This is a genomic window from Mumia spirodelae, assembly GCF_050632745.1.
Taxonomy (GTDB): Bacteria; Actinomycetota; Actinomycetes; order Propionibacteriales; family Nocardioidaceae; genus Mumia.
The window spans coordinates 598,565-617,251 of the sequence record NZ_JBODSD010000001.1; the positions used below are offsets into that span (position 1 = coordinate 598,565).

23 protein-coding genes are annotated in these 18,687 nt (G+C 73.3%); 6 read left to right on the forward strand and 17 right to left on the reverse strand.

Features of this window, described 5'->3' with window-relative positions; translation table 11 throughout:
• Positions 1-13 precede the first annotated feature (13 nt).
• From ACQSSQ_RS02920 to ACQSSQ_RS02935, 4 genes are read right to left on the reverse strand one after another with little or no spacing between them, the layout of a single operon-like run.
• A complete protein-coding gene (locus ACQSSQ_RS02920; RefSeq protein ID WP_431325534.1) occupies positions 14-1,396 on the reverse strand; it encodes a PfkB family carbohydrate kinase in 1,383 nt (460 codons plus the stop codon).
• Positions 1,393-1,998, reverse strand: a complete 606-nt coding sequence (locus tag ACQSSQ_RS02925) for a D-sedoheptulose-7-phosphate isomerase (protein WP_431325535.1) — start codon at positions 1,996-1,998, stop codon at positions 1,393-1,395. Before ACQSSQ_RS02925 ends, ACQSSQ_RS02920 begins: the two co-directional genes overlap by 4 nt.
• A complete protein-coding gene (locus ACQSSQ_RS02930) occupies positions 1,995-3,194 on the reverse strand; it encodes a glycosyltransferase (protein WP_431325536.1) in 1,200 nt (399 codons plus the stop codon). Before ACQSSQ_RS02930 ends, ACQSSQ_RS02925 begins: the two co-directional genes overlap by 4 nt.
• On the reverse strand, positions 3,191-4,261 hold the full coding sequence (locus ACQSSQ_RS02935) for a glycosyltransferase family 9 protein (RefSeq protein ID WP_431325537.1): 1,071 nt from the start codon (positions 4,259-4,261) through the stop codon (positions 3,191-3,193). The genes ACQSSQ_RS02930 and ACQSSQ_RS02935 overlap by 4 nt, the downstream gene beginning before the upstream one ends.
• Before the next feature lie 130 nt (positions 4,262-4,391).
• Between ACQSSQ_RS02935 and ACQSSQ_RS02940 the strand changes: the two genes are divergently transcribed.
• Positions 4,392-5,609, forward strand: coding sequence for a glycosyltransferase (locus ACQSSQ_RS02940; protein ID WP_431325538.1), 1,218 nt, complete (start codon positions 4,392-4,394; stop codon positions 5,607-5,609).
• Positions 5,610-5,688: 79 nt separating this feature from the next.
• The gene (locus ACQSSQ_RS02945) at positions 5,689-6,375 is read left to right on the forward strand and encodes a GAF and ANTAR domain-containing protein (RefSeq protein ID WP_431325539.1); all 687 of its coding nucleotides are present in this window, start codon (positions 5,689-5,691) and stop codon (positions 6,373-6,375) included.
• A 1-nt stretch (position 6,376) separates the two neighbouring features.
• Here the strand turns inward: ACQSSQ_RS02945 and ACQSSQ_RS02950 are convergent, their stop codons facing one another.
• Positions 6,377-6,847 (reverse strand): DUF6328 family protein, encoded by a 471-nt coding sequence (locus ACQSSQ_RS02950; protein WP_431325540.1) that lies wholly within the window; start codon positions 6,845-6,847, stop codon positions 6,377-6,379.
• Between the two features lie 150 nt (positions 6,848-6,997).
• Here ACQSSQ_RS02950 and ACQSSQ_RS02955 point away from each other — a divergent pair, with 150 nt between their 5' ends.
• On the forward strand, positions 6,998-7,414 hold the full coding sequence (locus tag ACQSSQ_RS02955) for a CBS domain-containing protein (protein WP_431325541.1): 417 nt from the start codon (positions 6,998-7,000) through the stop codon (positions 7,412-7,414).
• 22 nt (positions 7,415-7,436) lie between these two features.
• On the opposite strand, the gene ACQSSQ_RS02960 is transcribed toward ACQSSQ_RS02955, so the two are convergent.
• From ACQSSQ_RS02960 to ACQSSQ_RS03010, 11 genes are read right to left on the reverse strand one after another with little or no spacing between them, the layout of a single operon-like run.
• Positions 7,437-8,615 carry an alcohol dehydrogenase catalytic domain-containing protein gene (locus ACQSSQ_RS02960; protein ID WP_431325542.1) on the reverse strand — a complete coding sequence of 393 codons (1,179 nt, stop codon included), beginning with the start codon at positions 8,613-8,615 and terminating at the stop codon, positions 7,437-7,439.
• Complete coding sequence (locus ACQSSQ_RS02965) at positions 8,612-8,860, reverse strand: CDGSH iron-sulfur domain-containing protein (RefSeq protein WP_431325543.1); 249 nt, start codon at positions 8,858-8,860, stop codon at positions 8,612-8,614. The genes ACQSSQ_RS02960 and ACQSSQ_RS02965 overlap by 4 nt, the downstream gene beginning before the upstream one ends.
• Positions 8,857-9,888 carry an iron-containing redox enzyme family protein gene (locus ACQSSQ_RS02970; RefSeq protein WP_431325544.1) on the reverse strand — a complete coding sequence of 344 codons (1,032 nt, stop codon included), beginning with the start codon at positions 9,886-9,888 and terminating at the stop codon, positions 8,857-8,859. The genes ACQSSQ_RS02965 and ACQSSQ_RS02970 overlap by 4 nt, the downstream gene beginning before the upstream one ends.
• Positions 9,888-10,415: a hypothetical protein gene (locus ACQSSQ_RS02975; RefSeq protein WP_431325545.1), complete on the reverse strand. Its 528-nt coding sequence runs from the start codon at positions 10,413-10,415 to the stop codon at positions 9,888-9,890. The genes ACQSSQ_RS02970 and ACQSSQ_RS02975 overlap by 1 nt, the downstream gene beginning before the upstream one ends.
• Positions 10,416-10,470: 55 nt before the next feature.
• On the reverse strand, positions 10,471-10,827 hold the full coding sequence (locus ACQSSQ_RS02980; RefSeq protein WP_431325546.1) for a PRC-barrel domain-containing protein: 357 nt from the start codon (positions 10,825-10,827) through the stop codon (positions 10,471-10,473).
• On the reverse strand, positions 10,811-11,203 hold the full coding sequence (locus tag ACQSSQ_RS02985) for a hypothetical protein (protein ID WP_431325547.1): 393 nt from the start codon (positions 11,201-11,203) through the stop codon (positions 10,811-10,813). The genes ACQSSQ_RS02980 and ACQSSQ_RS02985 overlap by 17 nt, the downstream gene beginning before the upstream one ends.
• Positions 11,204-11,219: 16 nt before the next feature.
• On the reverse strand, positions 11,220-12,452 hold the full coding sequence (locus ACQSSQ_RS02990) for an NRAMP family divalent metal transporter (RefSeq protein WP_431325548.1): 1,233 nt from the start codon (positions 12,450-12,452) through the stop codon (positions 11,220-11,222).
• Positions 12,449-12,922, reverse strand: coding sequence for a hypothetical protein (locus ACQSSQ_RS02995; RefSeq protein WP_431325549.1), 474 nt, complete (start codon positions 12,920-12,922; stop codon positions 12,449-12,451). Before ACQSSQ_RS02995 ends, ACQSSQ_RS02990 begins: the two co-directional genes overlap by 4 nt.
• A 38-nt stretch (positions 12,923-12,960) precedes the next feature.
• Positions 12,961-14,133, reverse strand: a complete 1,173-nt coding sequence (locus ACQSSQ_RS03000) for an AI-2E family transporter (protein ID WP_431325550.1) — start codon at positions 14,131-14,133, stop codon at positions 12,961-12,963.
• 31 nt (positions 14,134-14,164) lie between these two features.
• Positions 14,165-14,848 carry a uracil-DNA glycosylase gene (locus ACQSSQ_RS03005; protein ID WP_431326767.1) on the reverse strand — a complete coding sequence of 228 codons (684 nt, stop codon included), beginning with the start codon at positions 14,846-14,848 and terminating at the stop codon, positions 14,165-14,167.
• 11 nt (positions 14,849-14,859) lie between these two features.
• Positions 14,860-15,183, reverse strand: a complete 324-nt coding sequence (locus tag ACQSSQ_RS03010) for a YidH family protein (protein WP_431326768.1) — start codon at positions 15,181-15,183, stop codon at positions 14,860-14,862.
• Positions 15,184-15,286: 103 nt separating this feature from the next.
• On the opposite strand from ACQSSQ_RS03010, the gene ACQSSQ_RS03015 reads away from it, so the two are divergent.
• From ACQSSQ_RS03015 to ACQSSQ_RS03025, 3 genes are all read left to right on the forward strand, one after another.
• Entirely contained in the window at positions 15,287-15,793 is a 507-nt protein-coding gene (locus ACQSSQ_RS03015; protein WP_431325551.1) for a sigma-70 family RNA polymerase sigma factor, read from the forward strand.
• Positions 15,790-16,740 (forward strand): hypothetical protein, encoded by a 951-nt coding sequence (locus ACQSSQ_RS03020; RefSeq protein WP_431325552.1) that lies wholly within the window; start codon positions 15,790-15,792, stop codon positions 16,738-16,740. The genes ACQSSQ_RS03015 and ACQSSQ_RS03020 overlap by 4 nt, the downstream gene beginning before the upstream one ends.
• A gap of 126 nt (positions 16,741-16,866) precedes the next feature.
• Positions 16,867-18,078 (forward strand): MFS transporter, encoded by a 1,212-nt coding sequence (locus tag ACQSSQ_RS03025; protein WP_431325553.1) that lies wholly within the window; start codon positions 16,867-16,869, stop codon positions 18,076-18,078.
• A gap of 7 nt (positions 18,079-18,085) precedes the next feature.
• Here the strand turns inward: ACQSSQ_RS03025 and ACQSSQ_RS03030 are convergent, their stop codons facing one another.
• Entirely contained in the window at positions 18,086-18,676 is a 591-nt protein-coding gene (locus ACQSSQ_RS03030) for a GNAT family N-acetyltransferase (RefSeq protein WP_431325554.1), read from the reverse strand.
• Positions 18,677-18,687 lie beyond the last annotated feature (11 nt).

Here is an 18,687-nt window from a genome sequence, read left to right on the forward strand (position 1 = left end):
GGTCGGGCCGCGCTCACGCGTGCCCGTTGGCGGCCGCGACCAGGCGGGTCGTCGACCGGCCGCTCAGGTACGGGAGCACCACGCTCCGCCCGCCCCAGGTGTCGAGGACCTGCTGCTCCGGGAGCGGTCCGCCGGCGTAGTCGCCGCCCTTGACCCACAGGTCGGGGCGAAGGTCGCGGAGCGCGTCGTCCGGCCGATCCTCCTCGAAGACCACGACCGCGTCGACGCAGGCGAGCGAGGCGAGCACCCGGGCGCGGTCGCGCGCCGGGACGAGCGGACGTCCGGGTCCCTTCAGGGAGCGGACGGAGTCGTCGGAGTTCAGCAGCACCACGAGGCAGTCGCCGAGGCGGCGCGCGGCCTCCAGCGTCGCGACGTGCCCGGCGTGGAGCAGGTCGAAGCATCCCCCGGTGGCGACGACGACGCCGCCGTCCGCCCGGACCCGCGCGACCACCTCGTGCCCGTCGCCACCGCCGGTCGAGCGCTCGCCCGCAGCCGCAGCGGCCTCACCCGAGCTCCCGTACGCCGCCGCACCACCGCCTGCCACGAACGCCGCCGCGGCGTGGACGGCGTGCTCGACGGCCTCGGAGACCAGGTCTCCGCGCGCGAGCCGCACGGTCGCGGCGGCCGCGAAGCGGTCCCCGGCGCCGCAGGTGTCGTGCCCGTCCACCGCGTCGACGGCGTACACGGCGGACGGCGCGTCGCCCTGCACGAGCAGGGCGCCGCGATCGCCGAGCGTCACGGCGAGCGCCCGCGGCCCGAGGCGCCCGAGCACCCGCCGGGCGGCGTCTCCGACGTCCTTGATGCCGCAAAGGTCGGCTCCCTCGAGCGCCGAGAGCTCGCTCTGGTTGGGGAGGAACAGCCACGTCCCCGCGGCGGGTGCGGCTCCGCGCGGGTGCGGGTCCCAGACGACCGGCACCCGCTCGGCCAGACGCGACACGAGCGCTTGGAACGCCGGCTGCGTCGTGAGGCCGCGTCCGTAGTCGGCGACCAGCACGGCGTCGACGGCGCTGGCGGCCGCCTCGAGCTCCGCGGGCGGTTCGTCCCAGGTGCCGCTGGTCCCGCCGGTGTCGAGCCGGACGAGGACCTGGCCGGTCGCGAGCACCCGTCGCTTGACGGGCGTGCCCCCCTCGGCCGGCAACGGCACCACCTCGACACCCGCCGGCACGAGCGTACGGAGGACCTGCGCGTCCGCGTCGTCGCCCAGCGGGGTGGCGAGGACGACCTCGGCGCCGTCGGCGGCGGCCAGCGCCGCCGCCAGGGCCGCGCCGCCGGGTCGCGGGCGCTCCACCGGGTCGTCGACGACGGCCACCGGAGCATCAGGCGACAGCCGCGACGCCCGCCCCCTGACGTCGACGTCGAGCAGGGCCTCACCCAGGACGAGGACGCGCGGGCTCACCGACGCGCCTCGGCGAGATCGGCGACGAGGGTCGAGGGCTCCTCCTGACGCAGGTGCTCGTCGAACACCTCGCACAGCAGGTGGAGGGCGACGAGGTGCATCTCCTGCACCGTCGCCGTGGACGGGGCGTCGATCGCGACGTACGAGTCGGCGGCATCGGCCAGCGGGTTGGGCGCCGGGCCGGTGAGCGCCCAGACGTCGAGCCCGCAGGCGCGGGCGCGCAGCGCGGCGTTGACCACGTTCGCGCTCGACCCGCTCGTCGACAGCCCGACGAAGACGTCGCCCGGTCGACCGTGAGCCTCGACCTGACGGGCGAAGAGCTCCTCCGGCGGGTAGTCGTTGGTGATCGCGGTGAGGCTCGACGTCTCCGCGCTGAGGCAGATCGCGGAGAACGGACGGCGCTCACCCTGGTACCGGCCGACGAGCTCGGCCGTGAGGTGCTGGGCCTGCGCCGCACTGCCGCCGTTGCCGGCGGCGAGCAGGCGGCCACCAGCGGTCAGCACCTGCGTGAGGGCCGCGCCCCAGCTCTCCAGGACCGTGCAACCCTGGTCGAAGCCCGCGAGGGCGTCGTGCAGCCGGGCGACGTGCTGTGTCGTGCTCATCGGGGCACCACCTCGTTGCGGTCGGCGAGGACGAGGTCGCGCAGGGCGTCCTCCGTCCGTCGTGCGACGTCCTCCCAGGCGTACGCCGCGGCGCGGCGGGCGCCTGCCTCGGCGTAGGAGGCACGCCGCTCGGGATCGGCGAGGAGGTCGCCGAGGACGCGGGCGAGAGCGCCCGGGTCGCGAGGCGGGACGAGCTCGCCGGTCACGCCGGGCTCGACCGTGTCGAGGAGGCCGCCGACGGCGCTGCCGACGACGGGACGGCCGCAGGCCATCGCCTCGACCGGGACGATGCCGAACGGCTCGTACCACGGCGTCGCCACGACGACGTCCGTCGCGGCGAACACCTCGGGCATCTCCTCGCGGGCGACACCGCCGTGGAAGACGACCCGGTCGCGGACGCCGTGCTCGTCGGCGATCGCCTCGAGGCGCTGGAACTCGGGGTCGAGGTCGAGCGCGTCGCGGGACGGGCCGCCGACGACGTGCAGCTCGACGCCCGGAAGGTCCCCGAGGGCCACGACGGCGTCGGCGACCCCCTTGCGCTCGACGAGACGGCCGACGCTGAGCAGCCGCGGCCGGTCGTGAGGGACGGGCGGCACCGGGCGGAAGAGCGTGGTGTCGACCCCGCACGGGACGACCCGGACGTGCGCCGTGTCGATCCCGAGGGCGACGAGCTCGCGCACCTCGTCGGTGCAGGTGGCGACGACGAGGTCGACGGAGCGGCAGAGCTCCGTCTCGACGGCGATGCGGTCCGCAGGGCTCGTGTCGGCCCCGCCCTGGTGACGCCGCTTGACGGAGCCGAGGGCGTGGAACGTCTGGGCCATCGGGACCCCGACGCGGTGCGCCGCCCACGTCGCCGCGGCACCGCTCATCCAGAAGTGCGCGTGCACGACGTCGGGCGGGTCCTCTCCCCACCGCTGGGCGAGGTACGCCGCGAAGTCGCCCATGAAGGGCCACAGCTCGTCCTTCGGCACCTCGCTCGGAGGGCCGGCCGGGACGTGCTCGACGGTGTAGCCGGCCGGGGCCGTCACCCGTTCGGGGAGCCGGGGCGAGTCGCGGCGGGTGTAGACGACGACGTCGTTCCCCCGAGCGGTCAGTCCCGCGGCCAGCGCGTCCACGTGCACGTTCTGCCCGCCGGCGTCGACGCCTCCCAGCGTCGCCAGCGGGCTGGCGTGCTCGGAGACCATGGCGATCCTCATGCAGTCACCTCATCCTTCGTCGGAGGGGGGTTCGTCGAACGGGACCCGGAGGTCTCGCGCAGCAGGTCCTCGAGGGCCTCGACGACGTCGTCCGGAGTCACCGATCCGAGGCACGGGTGGCCGGGGACCGGGCACTGCACGGCACGCGTGCCGCGGCACGGGGCGTGCTGGTCGCCGAGCACGGCGAGCGGCACGCCGTACGGCGCCCAGCGGCGCAGCGGCACCGTGGGGGCGAAGAGCGAGACGACCGGTGTCCCGGTGGCGGCCGCGAGGTGGGCCGGCCCGGTGTTCGCGACGACCAGCGCGTCGGCGCGCGACAGCAGCTCCGCGAGCTCGGCGAGGGTGGTCCGGCCGCCGAGGTCGACGCCGTCGTCCCCGGCGACGTACGCCGTCAGGTCCCGCTCCGACGGGCTGCCGGACACCAGGACGCGGCGGCCGGCGGCGGTGAGCGCCTGGACGCACGTACGCCAGCGGTCAGGGTCCCACGCCCGGGCAGGGGCGCTGGTCCCCGGGTGGACGACGACGAACCGGCTCCTGTCGAGGGCCTGGGGCGGTCGTCCCAGGCGGACGCGAAGACGCCCGTCGTCGTCGGCCGGCAGCGCGAAACCGGCGCGGGCGGCGAGGTGCAGCGCACGCTCCGCCTCCGGTACGTCGCCGAGCGGGGCCACCCGGTCGTCGAGCAGGGATCCCGGGTAGTCCTCGCTGTAGGCGGTGACCCGGTCCACGCCGGCGAGCCGCAGCACGAGGGCGGTCGGGAGCGCCGACTGGTGGAAGGAGGTGAAGACGACCGCGTGGTCGTAACCTGCGGACAGCGACGCCACGACGGCGTCGATCGACGCAGCGTCGGTCGACGGGGCGTCGGCGACGATCCACGGGCAGGTCCAGACGTGTACCTCGCGCACCCCGGGGAGAAGGCGGGCTGCGTCGGCCCCGGCCGGCCCGGCGAGCACGTCGACCTCGCCGGCCGCTGCCATCGCCCGGATCGCAGGCCCGCAGACGAGCACGTCGCCGGCGCTGTCGAGCCGGACGGCGAGCAGGCGGGGTGCGCCGCGCGTCGAGTCGTCCATGGCGTCTCGGTTCCCCCAAAGGTCCCGCGAGAAACGGTTCGCCGGACAAACGCCTCGACCTCAGGAGGTGCTGGCAGGGAAGTCGGTCCTGCGCTCGAATGGTCGGGGCTCGGCTGGGAACTGTCCGCGCATGACCACGTCCTCCGCAGCGCGACGCGAGCCCGAGACGGACGACCGGGTCACGACGGTGGTGATCACCCATGACGGGCGGTCCCGCCTCGAGCGCTCGCTCGCCCGCAGCTCCCGTCCCCTCATCGTCGTCGACAACGCCTCCACCGACGGTTCGCCCGCGACGGCGCGCCGGATCGCGCCCGACGCGCGCGTGATCGAGCTCGTCGAGAACGCCGGTGCGGTGGCCCGCAACATCGGGGCGCGGGCCGCCCGGTCGCCGTACGTCGCCTTCGCCGACGACGACTCGTGGTGGACGCCCGGGTCGTTGTCCCTGGCGGCCGACGTCCTGGACGCGCACCCCTCCATCGGCCTGGTCGCGGCCCGTGTCCTGGTCGGCAAGGACGCGACGCCCGATCCGTTCTGCGAGGTGCTGGCCCGCTCGCCGCTCCCGAGGCCGGCGTCGCAGCCCGGGACGACGGTGCTGGGCTTCATGGCCTGCGCCGTCGTGGTGCGCAGGGACGCGCTCCTCGAGGTCGGCGGGTTCGACTCCCTCGTCCACATCTACGGGGAGGAGGAGCGGGTGGCTCTCGACCTCGCCGAGGCGGGGCACCGGCTGTGCTACCTCGACGACGTCGTCGTCCGCCACGTCCCCGCGCCCCCGAGTGCGAAGGCCGCGCGGCGACGCCGCCTCGCGCGCAACGACGTCCTGACGGCGGTCATGCGGCTCCCGGCGCGCACCGTCGCCCGGCGGGTCGCGCGGCACGTCCGCGAAGGGCGCGCGGGGGTGCTCGGGGTCGTCGATGCCCTCACGCAGCTCCCAGGCGCGCTCGCGGTGCGTCGCCCGGTCGGTCACGACGTCGAGATCCAGTCGCGGATCGTCGATCTCGTCGACGGGCCGCAGGCGCCAGACGTGCCAGAGCCACCGCCGCGGCGCCCGACCGTGCCCCTGCCCCGCGGGAAGCAGGAGATGTCTCCCGCACCGGAAGGAACAGTGAGACCCATGGCCACCTGCAGCGTGTGCGGCAACCGGTACGACCGCGCGTTCACGATCACCACCGCCGACGACGAGACCCTCGTGTTCGACAGCTTCGAGTGCGCGATCCATGCGTTGGCACCACGCTGCGCGCACTGCGGCTGCCGCGTGATCGGCCACGGGCAGCAGGTCGGTGAGCAGATGTTCTGCTGCGCCCACTGCGCCCGCGAGGCCACAGGAGCCGAGGTCGCCGATCGTGCCTGATCCACTCTGGCGGGACGGGCCGAGGCCGGTCTAATCTTCTGCCGTCATACGTGTTGCTTCTCCAGGAACGAGGGACGACATGGCGGACGAGACGATCGACCCCCAGGAGCTGACCGACCTTGCCGTCGAGCTCCACGCGGCCGAGTCGCCGCGCGCGACGGCAGACCAGGTCATCAACTATCTGCGCGACACGCTCGAGATGGATCATGCCGGCGTCACGATGATCCGCGCCGGCCGTCAGCTGGACACGGTGGCGGCGACGAGCGAGGCCGTCACCCAGGCCGACGCCCTCCAGCAGGAGCTCGGCGAGGGCCCGTGCTTCAGCGACAGCTGGGACCAGACATTGCGCTCGGGCGACCTCACCTCCGACGTGCACTGGCCCCGGTGGGCGGACGCGGTCGTCGGGCTGGGGTTCAAGAGCATGCTCGCGGTCGCTCTGGTCCACGACGACCGGCGGATCGGTGTCGTCTGCCTCTACTCGAGGTCACCCCGCTTCTTCAGCGACGACGACGCGGCTCTGGCCCACCTGTTCGCACGCCATGCCGCGATCGCGCTCGCGCGCGCCGAGCAGGAGGCCCAGCTCGGCCTCGCCCTCGACGCCCGCAAGCTCATCGGTCAGGCGCAGGGCATCCTGATGGAGCGGTTCGGTCTCGACGAGGTCCGCGCGTTCGAGGTCCTCAAGCGCTACTCGCAGAACCACAACCTCAAGCTGCGGGTGGTCGCCGAGAGCCTGGTGGCCACGCGGCGCCTCCCGTCCGACCCCTGAGTCACCGCGCGCGGTGGTTGAGCAGCGGCAGAGCGATCCACAACGAGCCGAAGAGGACGGCCGAGCAGCCGAAGGCGACCCAGGCCCAGGCGGGCCCGACCACGACGTCGAAGACCAGCCACATGACGCCGGAGACCGTGACGGCCAGAGCCGTCAGGCCCAGGATCGCGCACATGTGCGCCGCGCTCACGAGCCAGGGCCGCTGCCCCTTCCGGAACAGGGCGCGGTGCATGGCCACCGGCGCCACCAGGAGCGCGGTGGCGGCCACCGACCCGGAGAGCACGGCCAGGTAGACGTGCTCCTGCCCGTCGCTGAGGTCGTCGAAGCGGGAGGTGAACGGGATCGTCAGCAGGAACGCGGTGAGGATCTGGACACCGGTCTGCGCCACCCGCAGCTCCTGCAGCAGCTCGTTCCAGTTCCTCGTGAGCCGCTCGTCGCGCGTCTCACCCTGCACCCGATGGTCCTCGGTCATCGACGTCCTCGTCCCCGGGCCGGCGCAGCCCCGTCCCCGTCCACCTTGGAGGACGCACGCGACCGTCGGCAAGGGCGCGAATGGTCGCCCCCGGCGCCGGGTACCGATCCCGACGTCCGGAACGAGCCGCCACGAGGAACGGAGACGACGATGACGACGGCACGAGACCTCATGTCCGAGGGCGCCGAGTGCGTCCAGGAGAACGAGACCCTGCAGGACGCGGCCCGCAAGATGCGCGACCTCGACGTGGGCGCGCTGCCGATCTGCGGCGAGGACCAGCGGCTGAAGGGGATGCTGACCGACCGCGACATCGTGGTCCGCTGCATCGCCGACGGCGGCGACCCGTCCTCGGTCACCGCGGGCTCGCTGGCGCAGGGCAAGCCGGTCACGATCGGGGCCGACGACTCCGCCGAGGAGGCCTTGCGCACGATGGCGCAGCACGAGATCCGACGCCTGCCGGTGATCGACGGCCACGACCTGGTGGGCATGGTCGCTCAGGCCGACGTCGCACGGTCGCTCGACCCGGAGGCGGTGGGCCGGGTGCTGCACGAGATCTCCCAGGAATGACCCCTCGCGGCCGTCGCCTCGGTCACGGTCGGAAGAGGATCTTCTGGGCGCCGTCGGCCTTGCGCTGGAACATCGCGTAGGCCGACGGCGCCTCGTCCAGCGGCACGTGGTGCGTGGCGAAGCCCTCGACGTCGAGCGGGTCCGACGGGTCCTGGACGAGCGGGAGCAGGTCCGGGATCCAGCGGCGCACGTTGGCCTGGCCCATGCGCAGCTGCACCTGCTTGTCGAAGAGCTCGAGCATCGGCAGCGGGTCGGCGGCTCCGCCGTACACGCCCGACAGGCTGATCGTGCCTCCGCGCTGCACCGCGTCGATCGCGGTCGTGAGCGCCGCCAGCCGGTCGACGCCGACGTGCTCCATCAGTGGCTTCGAGAGGACGTCGGGCAGCACACCGACCACGGTGTGGGCCGCCTGGGCGACCGGTGACCCGTGGGCCTCCATCCCGACGGCGTCGACCACGCTCTCGGGCCCCCGACCGGCCGTGAGGTCCCGGACCCGGTCGCCGACGTGGCCCTCCCGCGAGTCGATCACCTCCGCCCCGTGCGCGGCCGCACGGGCGAGCCGGTCGTCGACGAGGTCGACGCCGATCACGCGGACGCCGCGGTGGACCGCGAGCCGCGACACCATCTGCCCGATCGGCCCCAGGCCGAGGACGAGCAGCGTCCCGCCGTCGGGCACCGCGGCGTACTCGAGGGCCTGGTACGCGGTGGGCAGCACGTCGGAGAGGTAGACGAACCGGTCGTCGGACGGGCCGTGCTCCACGCGGACCGCCGTCGACGAGGCGAGCGGGACGCGGAGGTACTCGGCCTGCCCTCCGGGCACCTGGCCGTACATCGCGGAGTAGCCGAACAGCGCGGCACCCTTGCCCTGGTCGCGGACCTGCGTGGTCTCGCACTGGCTGTACAGGTCGCGGTCGCACATCCAGCAGCTCCCGCACGAGATCTGGAACGGGACGACGACCCGGTCGCCGACCGAGAGGTCCGTGACCGCGGAGCCGACCTCCTCGACCACCCCGAGCGGCTCGTGCCCGAGGATGTCGCCCGGGGTCATGAAGGGTCCGAGCACCTCGTAGAGGTGCAGGTCGGAGCCGCACAGACCGCTGCTCGTCACGCGGATCACCGCATCGGTCGGCTCCTCGATGCGCGGGTCGGGAACGTCCTCGACGCGCACGTCACGTCGTCCTTGCCAGGTGACTGCCTTCATCGTTCGTCCTTCCTCGTGGGGAGCTGCTTGGAGGCCGACCCGCGGGCCAGCTTGTGGGTGCCGTCGCACCAGGGCTCGCGCCCGGTCCGCCCGCACCGGCAGAACGCGACCACCGGACGGTTCACGGCGGGCTGGTCGTCGGGGACGACGACGTCGACCGCGGGGACGTCGCTGCGGATCAGCGCCGGGCCGCCGGGGCAGAGCACGACCTCGGGCACGGGGCCGCCGAGCCGGTCGGCGCTCATCGGACCGCCTCCATCGCCTCGGCCTTGCCGGCGCCGTCCTCGTCCCACCGCGCCATCAGCGCCTCCGACTGCCGGGCGTCGAGGACCAGGCACGCGGCCGCGCCCATGATCACGTCCCGTGCGGTGACGTCGCCCGCGTCGACGAGCGTGCCGCAGATCTCGCGGGCGGCGAGCTGCTCGTGGACCGCGTCGGCCTCGACGTGCTCGTCGTAGTAGCGCGCCGCGAGGTCGCTGAAGCCGGTACGACGCAGACCCGCGGCGATCCGTCGGCAGGGGATGGAGCTGGTGGCCTCGAAGGCGGCGAGGTGCCCCATCGCCACTCCCCGGAGGCGACGGTGCAGGCAGAACAGCGACATCGCGTTCGTGGCCGCGAGCGTGGGGGCGTCGGCCTCGTCGAGGTACGCGCCGAACGCGTCGTCGAGACCGGCCTCGCGCAACGTGACAGCGAACAGCTCGTGGTGCAGGAACCCGGGCCGTCCACCGCCGTACTCGTCGTACTGGAGCTCGACCAGGTGCGCCTTGGCCGGACCGGTCAGCCGCGGGATCACGAACGTGTGCGGGTCGGCCTCCCGGAGGTGGTAGATGCTGCGCTGGCGCAGGAAGTCGCACACCTGCTCCGGCGTCGCGTCTCGGCGGACGAACCGCGACAGGTCGGGTCCTTCGTCGAAACCCTCGGTCAGCGCGAACACCTGGTCCGCGACGTCTCCCTCGACGGCGAGCGCACGGTCGACCCAGCCCTCGGTCGCGTCGCGGAGCGCCTCCTCGAACGGGCGCTCCAGCACCGCGCGGAGCCCCGCGACCTCAGGTGCCGACTCCCAGCGGTCGTCGACGTCCTCGAAGCCGCGGAAGCTCAGCTCGTAGATCATCCAGAGGCTCAGCTGCAGGTCCTCGTCGTCGAGCACGGAGCCGGGCGGCGTCATGGCCGCACGGCCCGCGGCACGGTCGAGCTCCTCCAGCTCCTCGGTCCCCTCGAGGAGGAGGTGGCGGAGGCGAGCGCTCAGGGGCCCTCGAGGTCGTGGGAGCAGCATCAGGCGATCTCCTGCGTGGCGGTCAGCGTGGTCTCTGCGAAGCCGGGCGTCCGTTCGGTCATCACGTCGGCCACGGCCGACGCGAGGACCGGCAGCGGGACGTTGCCCTGGGTGGCGAGGGTCTGGAGCTCGCCGCGGCAGTCCCAGAACGCCCCGGCGAGCGGGTCGTGGCGGAGCAGGTGGAGCTGCACGGCCGGGTAGGCGTCGTGGAGCGAGCGGAACCAGTCGACGCGCTCCGGGGGAACCGTCGGTCCCGCCAGCGCGACGACCGACCCCCCGCTCGTCGCGACCCCGGCCATCAGGGCCTCGACGGCGCGTCTCACCAGCGTGTCGTCGCCGGTGCTGGGCAGCCACACGACGAGGTCGGTGACGACCGTGCGGTCGAGGAGCTCCTCCAGCCGCACGGTGTCGTCGAAGGCACGGCTGGTCACGCGGGCCACGCGCCCGAGGGCGGTGAGTCGTACGGTCAGGTAGTCGTCGACGAGGTCCGGGGGGTCGAGAAGAACGACCTCGCGGGAACCGGGCATGGGCACCTCCTGGCAGCCATGTACCCCCGGGTCGTACCGCTCACACCTGCGGCCGTCAGGCCTGGCGCAGCGGCACGGGCGCGCGGCTCAGCCGGATCTGCCGCGCCTCCAGGTCGATCTCGTCCACGTCGTCGAACGCTGCGTAGGTCGCGTGGCGGTGCAGCGCGAACACCAGGGCGCGCAGGAGCGCGGGTCCCTGCTCGGCACGCCGGTCGTACCCGAGCAGCGAGCCGGCGGTGCGGTGCGAGACCACCAGACCCTCCAGCGCCATCGCGGTGTAGCCCGTCGTGCCCGCGGGGAGCACGGCGCGGACGTCGTTGACCCAGCCGAGGTGCTCTCCCGAGGGTCCGACCACCTCGAGGCCGAGCAGCTGCGAGAGCCGGCGGCGTACGGGCTCAGTGCTCTGGGTCATCGCTCGCTCCCGGGATCGGTCGTACGACGTGCTCGCGCACCCAGTCCTCGAACCCGTCGACGTCGGTCTCGGCCCGGGTGATCGACAGCGTCACCGCGGAGCCGAGGTCGGCGACGAGGCCCATCGGGATCGTCGCCGGATCGTCGCGGTGCGAGAGCCGGCGCCAGGCACCCACCATCGGGCGCGCGATCCAGCCGGGAAGCCGGGGTCCGAGCGCGCCGGGTCCGGTCTGGAGACCGGTGACCATCCAGCGGCCGTCCGGGCGCTTCTCGACCACGACGTCGTCGACCTTGCCGACCATCCGGCCCCGGCGGTCGAGGATCTGGCGGTCCATCAGCGAGAGGAGCGTGTCGAGGTGCACGTCCGTGGTCCTCATGGTGGTCTCCTTCCCTTCATCCCTGACCCATCCGCGTGATCACCATGAGCGGGATCGCGGCGACGGCGGCGACGACGATGACCGCCGCGAAGACGGTGGCGAGCGTGTTGGCGACCGGGCCGTTGACGTGCTCGCCCATGTAGGTGCGGTCGTTCGCGACGACGAGGATCGGCAGGTACGTGAGCGGCAGGGCGATCGCGGAGAACACGACCGAGAACTCGGTCACCGTGATCGGGTCGACGGTCGTCATCAGCACGAGCACGGCGGCGACGACCGCCAGGAGCAGCACGGCGTGGAAGCGCGCGGCGGTGAGCGGGCGGACGTACTTGCCCCACTGCCACCCGAAGTACTGCGCGATGCTGTAGCCGACCGACAGGCCGGTCTCGCAGGCCGCGCCGAACGTGGCGCCGAAGAACCCGACGAGCACGACGACGACGCCGATCGTGCCGAGCGCCTCGGCGACGGGCATCCCGACCTGGCCGAGCGTGGACACGTCGACGCCTTCGGGCTGGAAGAGGACGCTGGTGGACCCGGCGATCGCGAGGGAGAGGAGGCCGCCGAGCGGGAACCCGATGAAGACGTTCAACCGCATGGTCCGCAGGTCCTTGACCGACCAGTGCTCCTCGACGCCGCCGGAGGAGAAGAAGAACACCTCGTACGGCGTCATCGCCGCGCCGAACAGGGCGACGGCGTAGTACGCGTAGACCGTCCACGTCTCGTCCTGCGGCTTCGCGAAGGTGACCGCCTCGGAGACCATCTGGCCCCAGTCCGGGCCGAGCTGCCACAGGGCGACGGCGAAGACGATGAGGGCGAGCCCGAGGAGGCCGAAGACGTTCTCGAGCACGTCGAACTTCACCCGCCACAGCACGATCCACACGAGCACCGCGACGACCGGGACGAAGAGCAGGTACGAGACGGAGCTGGCGAGCTCGAGGGCGAGCGCGACGCCGCCGATCTCGGCCACGAAGGTCAGCAGCGTCACCCCCATCGACGCCACGAGGTTGAGGAGGCCGACGCCCGGACCGAGCCGCTCGCGGACGAGGTCGAAGGTGGCGCGTCCGCTCACGGCGGCCACCCGTCCGGACATCTCGGCGAACACGCAGATGCCGAGCACGCCCAGGAGCGTGACGACGGCGAGGGACAGCCCGAAGCGCGCACCGACCTGGGCGTTGGTGACGAGGTCGCCGATGTCGACGAAGCCGCCGATGGCAGTGAGGATGCCGAGCGCGACCGCGAAGAGGCCCTTCACCCTGCGGCCTCCGCCGTCGCGATCTCCTCACGGGCCTCGGCGATCTGCGACCCGACCTCGGCGAGGTCGGCGCGGATCCTCGCGTACGTGCTGCGCTGGCCGCGCTGGACCGCGATCCGCGCCTCGGTGACGAGGCCGGACGCGTCCTCGAGGAGGTCGGAGGTGGAGTCGTAGACCGCCTGCTCGCTCTCCGGCGGCTGGGAGGCGGTGTAGGACTGCTGGGTGGAGCCGAGAGCCTCCTCCTGCTCGGTGACGACCACCCTCCCGTACGGCACGGGCAGCTTGTGGAAGCGGAGCTGGTCCAGCGCCGTGCCCGTGGTGGCGACGGCGCTGCTCGCGTCCTCGAGGGCCTTGTCGGACTGCGAGAGGAACGCCTCGGGGGACGGGGTCCCGCACGACGACGCCACGGCCGCGAGCACGGTCGCGGCCACGATCACGGCAGGACGGCGCGCGCGAGGCACGAGCGCCATGGTGGCACCGCCGGGCCCGCTCCGCAGACCGTGAGCCGTCAGGCCGGCGAGGCCTCCGGGCCGGCGTCGCGGGGAGTCGCCCTGGCAGGGGCGTCGCCGAGCGGCTCGTCAGGACCGTCGTCGGGCGGCACGCTCGTTGGTGGCCCGTCGGCCCGCAGGGCGATCTGCTCGTTGACGTAGCGGAGGACCGCAGCGGCCGTCGCCACCGCGGGGACGGCGAGGAACGCGCCGGTGATCCCGAACAGCGAGCTGCCCGCGGTGATCGCCAGGAGGACGACCGCCGCTTGCAGGTCCATGGCCCTGCCCTGCAGCCACGGGGAGAGGACGTTGCCCTCGAGCTGCTGGACGGCGACGATCACGATCAGCATGATGACCGCGTCGCGGAAGTCGTTGGTGACCAGCGTGACCAGCACGGCCAGGGCGCCGGTCACGAACGCACCCACGATCGGGATGAACCCGCCGAAGAAGACGATCACGGCGAGCGGGATCGCGAGCGGGACGTCGAGGATCACGAGGCCGAGCCCGATGAAGACCGCGTCGACGAACGAGACCAGCGCCTGCGTCCGGATGAAGCCGCCGAGGGTGCTCCACGCGCGGCTGCCGGCCTCGGTGATGTGGCGCCCGGCGCGACCGCCGAGCGTGCGGCGCAGCCACGGCAGGAACTTGTGGCCGTCCTTGACGAAGAAGAACGTCAGCATCAGCACGAGCACCGTGTTGACGATGACGTTGGTGGCGGCGCCGAGGGTGGAGAGGGCGCCGGCGCTGATCACGTCGGCGCTGTCGCGGAGCTTGTCCTGGAGCGTCTGGATCGCGTTGTCGAGCTGGTTCTCGGTGACACCGAGCGGACCGTCCTGCACCCAGTCCTGGATCGCCTGCAGACCGCGGGCGCCCTCCGAGGCGATGTCGCCGGCCTGGCCCGCGACCTGCGGCGCGAGCACGGCCACCACGCCGGTGAGCACGGCGAGGAAGCCGAGCACGACGACGACGGCGGCGAGTGCGGCCGGCACGCCCCGCGCGCGCAGCCACGCGGCCGGCGGCCCGAGCAGCGTCGTCACGATCAGCGCGAGCATCACGGGGTAGCCGATCATCCAGAACTTGCCGATGATCCAGCCGACGACGAAGAGGCCGGCGGCGATGGCGATCAGCTGCCACGACCATCGCGCGAGCGTGCTGAATCCGCTGGCAAGGACGGCGGAGCGGTCTCGGGTCACGCGACCGAGGCTAGGGCATCAGTCAACGTCGTCACGGAAGGCGCCAGTCGACGGGCGCGCTGCCGAGGCTCTCCAGGGCAGAGTTGACGCGGCTGAACGGCCGTGAGCCGAAGAACCCGCGCGAGGCCGACAGCGGGCTCGGGTGAGGCGACGCGATCACCGGGCTGTCACCCAGCCACGGCTGGAGCGACTGCGCGTCCCGGCCCCACAGCAGCGCGACCAGGGGCTGGTCGCGGGCCACGAGGGCCTTGATCGCCTGCTCGGTGACGGCCTCCCAGCCCTTGCCCCGGTGGCTCGCCGGGCGGCCGGGCTCGACCGTCAGGACCCTGTTGAGCAGCAGGACCCCCTGCTTCGACCAAGGGGTGAGGTCGCCGGAGGTCGGCTCGGAGACGCCGAGGTCGGTCCGCATCTCGGCGAAGATGTTCATCAGGCTGCGCGGCACCGGCCGGACGTGCGGGGCGACCGAGAACGAGAGACCGACCGCGTGCCCGGGCGTCGGGTACGGGTCCTGGCCGACCACGAGCACCTTGACCGACGCCATCGGCTCGGCGAACGCGCGGAGGACGTTGCTGCCCTCGGGCAGGTAGCCCCGCCCGGCGGCGATCTCGGAGCGCAGGAAGTCGCCCATCGCGGCGACCTGGTCTGCGACGGGGGAGAGGGCCTCCGCCCAGTCGGGCGCGACGAGCTCGGACAGCGGTGCGGGCACGGACGTCAGCGTAGTGGGACTCAGACCAGGGACAGCACGAGCACCACGACGCCGAAGGCGACGACGCCGATCCCGAGCATCAAGGGGATCGGTGTGGTGCGCAGCGGCAGGTCCTCGGCGATGCGCCTGTCGTTGTCGCGCCAGCGGACGTAGCCGAGCACCGCGACGAGGATGCCGACGACGAGGATGCCGGCTCCCACGAGGCGGGTGCTGTCCTCGCCGCCGAGGATGTCGCCGAGCTGCAGGATCGCCCCGCCAGCGGCCATCAGCGCGAGCGCGGTCCGGACGTAGGCCAGGTAGGTCCGCTCGTTCGCGAGGACGAAGCGCTGGTCGGTTCCGCTCATGACGGCGAGTCTGGCGCACGCGGGCCGGTCGGGCGAGCCGCCGCGACGCGCCCCGGGACGCCTGCAACACATCCGTCCGCGCGAGCGTCCATGATGTGTGACCATGACGGACTCACCCCGGGTCACGGACGCCGACGCGTTCGTGCGCGACCACGCCACCTGGCTGGTCCGTCTGGCCTACCTTCTCGCCGGCTCGCGCGAGGACGCCCTGGACCTGGCCCAGGAGACCTGCGAACGCCTGTGGCGCTCCTGGTCGACGGTCTCGAGCGCGGACGACCCCAAGGCCTACGTCGCGACGATCATGGCCAACCTCCAGCGCAGCCGGTGGCGCAGGCGGCGCCCGGTCGAGGTCCCGTACGAGGCGTCGCTGCACGCCGACCCGGGCGAGGGCGTGGGGTTCGAGGAGGCCGACGCGTTGCGCCGGGGTCTCGACCGGCTGACGGACCGACAACGGAAGGCGATCGTGCTGCGCTACTGGGTGGACCTCGACGACGCGACGATCGCCGAGGCGCTCGGCTGCCGGCCGGCCACGGTCCGCAGTCTCCTCGCCCGCGGCATCGCGCGGCTGCGCGAGGACCTGACCGACCCCTACGAGGGGAGCCGGTCATGAACGACGACGAGCTGCGGCGGAGGCTCGACGCGCTCGCGTCGCGGGCGCCCGACGAGGACGCGCTGCTCGAGCGCTGGGAGAAGCGGTCGCGAGGCAGACCGGCCCCGCGCAGCAGGACGGCACCGGTTCTGGCCGTGCTCGTGGCGGCGACGGTCGTGGCCGTGGCGGGTGTCGCGCTCTCGGGGCTCGGCGACCGTACGACGCCGGACGCGGCGGACACCGGGCGGAGCCGACCCGGGGTCACCGCCAAGGTGGACGAGGCGTCGCCGGACGCCGGGACGCGCCTCGCACCGGAGGACCCCCTCCGTGTGTCTCCCGCAGCCTCCGGCCGCGAGATCGGACGCGGCCGCCTGGTCGTGACGGTTCCGACGTCGTGGCAGTGGGAGCGACCGACCTGCGGCACGCTCAGCCAGGACGGCTACTTCTTCAGCATCGGCGTGTTCCAGGCGTGCGCCCCCGCGCCGACGCCGCACCTCACCGTGGTGCGGATCGACTCCCTCGCCGCGTTCCCGCACGACGACAACGACCCGGTGATCGACGCGACCCGTGACGGTGTCGCGTTCGGCGTCTCGCGCAGCACCGACGAGGGTGTCGACACGGCGGTCGTCCTCGCGCCCGACCAGGACGTGCGGATCGTGGTGCGCGGCTCGTCGGCTGCGGTCGACCGCGTCCTCGCGAGCCTGCGCGTCCTGCCGGCCGACGAGGTCGCGGTCCCGGAGGTCACGCTGTCGATGAACGACGGCGCGCCCGGCGTCTCGGCGCCCGTCGACCTCGAGGAGATCCAGCGACGGGTCACCCGGGCCGGCCTCGTCGCCCGGGTGCGCGCCGTCGACGGCGCGACCAAGCGGTCCTTCGACCGCGTGCGGGTGACACCCGGCCCCGGGTCGGTCGTCCCGGTCGGCAGCACTGTGCAGGTCGACCTCGTCGGTGCCGGGGACGGTCGGTGAGGCACGCCTGACCGCGCAAGGTCGCGGACCGCTTTACATCCCCGATACAATCGAAGGGCTCAGGGTTCCTGGCGCGTTCTGGTGGAGGGTAGGCGCGCCAGTGTCGTCCTACCCTGAGGAACCCCCGTGTCACCGCTCACCGCGTACCGGCGACTCTTCTCGCTCGTCGGTCCTGCGTACGTCGTCGTCGCCTTCCTGGGACGCCTGCCACTGGCGATGAGCCAGATGGGCACGCTGCTCCTGGTGTCGTCCGCGACCGGCGCCTACACCCTCGGCGGCCTCGCGGCCGGCGCGCTCGCCATCGCGAACGCCGTCGTCTCCCCGGTCGCCGGCGCCCTCGCCGACCGCATCGGCCAGCGCCCCGTCGTCCTGACCCAGTCGTTCGCCGGTGCCGCCGGGCTCGCGGCGCTCGTCGTCCTGACCCAGGCCGACGCCGCCGGTGCCCTGCTCGTCGCCGTGGCCGCGTTCACCGGTGCCGCGATGCCCCAGGTCGGCCCGCTCGCCCGCGTCCGTTGGCGCCCGATCACCGGGCGCGCGGGACGGGAGTCGCCGCAGCTCGTCGACGCCGCGTTCTCGTACGAGGGTGCCGCCGACGAGGCCTCGTTCGTGCTCGGCCCCGCCCTCGTCGGTGCGGTGGCCGTCCTCGTCGACCCCGCAGGCGCGCTGCTGGTCGCCGCGGGGCTGCTCGTCGTCTTCGGCGGCTGGTTCGCGCTCCACCCGACCGCGACCCTCGTCCGCGGATCGCGCCACGCGGCCCACGTCGCCAAGGGCGCGATCGTCTCGGCGGCGTTCGTCGTCCTGGTCGGGGCGCAGCTGCTGGTCGGCGTGCTCTTCGGGTCGGTGCAGACGGGCGCGACCGCGCTCGCGACCGCCGAGGGCATGCCCGGGGTCTCGGGACTGGTGCACGCGACGCTCGGCGTCGGGTCGGTCGTCGCCGGGCTGTCGATGGCGTGGGTGCCGGCCCGGATCGGCTTCGAGAAGCGGATCCTCGCCGCAGCCGCCGCCCTCGCCGTCCTGTCCGCGCCGCTGGTGCTCGTGCACAGCCTCGCCGGGCTGGTCGCGGTCGTGCTCGTGCTCGGCTTCGCGGTGGCGCCGTACATGATCAGCAACTTCACCCTCGGCGAGCGGATCGTCCCGATCAGCCGCGTCGGGCAGGCCATGACGCTGCTCGCCGGCGCCACCGGCATCGGCTACGCCATCGGGTCGACGATCGCGGGGCGCCTCGCCGACGAGGGCGGGTACGCTCCCGCGCTGGGCGTGACGGTCACCGCGGCGTGGCTCGCGCTGATCCTCGCCCTCGCCGCCCAGCGCACGCTGGCGGCCGCGCCGCGGCGCTGAGCGGACCTCAGCGCTCGAGGGCGGCCCGCAGGGTGTCGCGGACCTGCGGCCACTCGTCGTCGACGACGCTGTAGAGCACCGTGTTGCGCCACGAGCCGTCCTTGCGCGGCTTGTGCTTGCGCAGCAGCCCCTCGCGGGTGGCTCCGAGTCGCTCGATCGCGGCCTGCGACTGCTCGTTGCGCTCGTCGGTCTCCCACGCGACGCGCACGGCGCCGAGGGTGTCGAAGGCGTGGGTGAGGAGCATGAGCTTGGACTCGGTGTTGATGCCGGTGCGCTGGAAACGTTCGCCGAGCCAGGTGGCTCCGATGATCAGGGAGCGACGCTCCGGGTTGATCTCGTAGTACGTCGTGATGCCGGCGAGGTCACCCGACTTCGTGTCGACCTGGGCCCACGCGTTGGTGTCGGGCATCGCGAGGTAGCGGGCGACGACCGCCTCCGCCTCCGTCAGCGTCTTCGGCCGGTCGAACGACATCCAGGCGAAGACGTCGTCGTCGCTCGAGGCCGCCAGCACCCCCTCCGCGTGGTGCGGTCGCAGCTGCGTGAGGGTGACGTGATCGCCGAACATGTCCTGGGCTTCGTACCACTGACTCGGTCGCATGCATCGACCCT

Excerpts from the sequence above, each read along its gene's own strand:
- ACQSSQ_RS02975 (WP_431325545.1), bottom strand. The coding sequence starts at position 10,415 with ATGCCCGGTTCCCGCGAGGTCGTTCTTCTCGACCCCCCGGACCTCGTC.
- ACQSSQ_RS02970 (WP_431325544.1), bottom strand. The coding sequence starts at position 9,888 with ATGCTGCTCCCACGACCTCGAGGGCCCCTGAGCGCTCGCCTCCGCCAC.
- ACQSSQ_RS02985 (WP_431325547.1), bottom strand. The coding sequence starts at position 11,203 with ATGAGGACCACGGACGTGCACCTCGACACGCTCCTCTCGCTGATGGAC.
- ACQSSQ_RS02960 (WP_431325542.1), bottom strand. The coding sequence starts at position 8,615 with ATGAAGGCAGTCACCTGGCAAGGACGACGTGACGTGCGCGTCGAGGAC.
- ACQSSQ_RS02950 (WP_431325540.1), bottom strand. The coding sequence starts at position 6,847 with ATGACCGAGGACCATCGGGTGCAGGGTGAGACGCGCGACGAGCGGCTC.
- ACQSSQ_RS02980 (WP_431325546.1), bottom strand. The coding sequence starts at position 10,827 with ATGACCCAGAGCACTGAGCCCGTACGCCGCCGGCTCTCGCAGCTGCTC.
- ACQSSQ_RS02945 (WP_431325539.1), top strand. The coding sequence starts at position 5,689 with ATGGCGGACGAGACGATCGACCCCCAGGAGCTGACCGACCTTGCCGTC.
- ACQSSQ_RS03015 (WP_431325551.1), top strand. The coding sequence starts at position 15,287 with ATGACGGACTCACCCCGGGTCACGGACGCCGACGCGTTCGTGCGCGAC.
- ACQSSQ_RS02935 (WP_431325537.1), bottom strand. The coding sequence starts at position 4,261 with ATGGACGACTCGACGCGCGGCGCACCCCGCCTGCTCGCCGTCCGGCTC.
- ACQSSQ_RS02940 (WP_431325538.1), top strand. The coding sequence starts at position 4,392 with ATGACCACGTCCTCCGCAGCGCGACGCGAGCCCGAGACGGACGACCGG.
- ACQSSQ_RS03010 (WP_431326768.1), bottom strand. The coding sequence starts at position 15,183 with ATGAGCGGAACCGACCAGCGCTTCGTCCTCGCGAACGAGCGGACCTAC.
- ACQSSQ_RS02965 (WP_431325543.1), bottom strand. The coding sequence starts at position 8,860 with ATGAGCGCCGACCGGCTCGGCGGCCCCGTGCCCGAGGTCGTGCTCTGC.
- ACQSSQ_RS03030 (WP_431325554.1), bottom strand. The coding sequence starts at position 18,676 with ATGCGACCGAGTCAGTGGTACGAAGCCCAGGACATGTTCGGCGATCAC.
- ACQSSQ_RS02995 (WP_431325549.1), bottom strand. The coding sequence starts at position 12,922 with ATGGCGCTCGTGCCTCGCGCGCGCCGTCCTGCCGTGATCGTGGCCGCG.
- ACQSSQ_RS02925 (WP_431325535.1), bottom strand. The coding sequence starts at position 1,998 with ATGAGCACGACACAGCACGTCGCCCGGCTGCACGACGCCCTCGCGGGC.
- ACQSSQ_RS02930 (WP_431325536.1), bottom strand. The coding sequence starts at position 3,194 with ATGAGGATCGCCATGGTCTCCGAGCACGCCAGCCCGCTGGCGACGCTG.
- ACQSSQ_RS02955 (WP_431325541.1), top strand. The coding sequence starts at position 6,998 with ATGACGACGGCACGAGACCTCATGTCCGAGGGCGCCGAGTGCGTCCAG.
- ACQSSQ_RS03020 (WP_431325552.1), top strand. The coding sequence starts at position 15,790 with ATGAACGACGACGAGCTGCGGCGGAGGCTCGACGCGCTCGCGTCGCGG.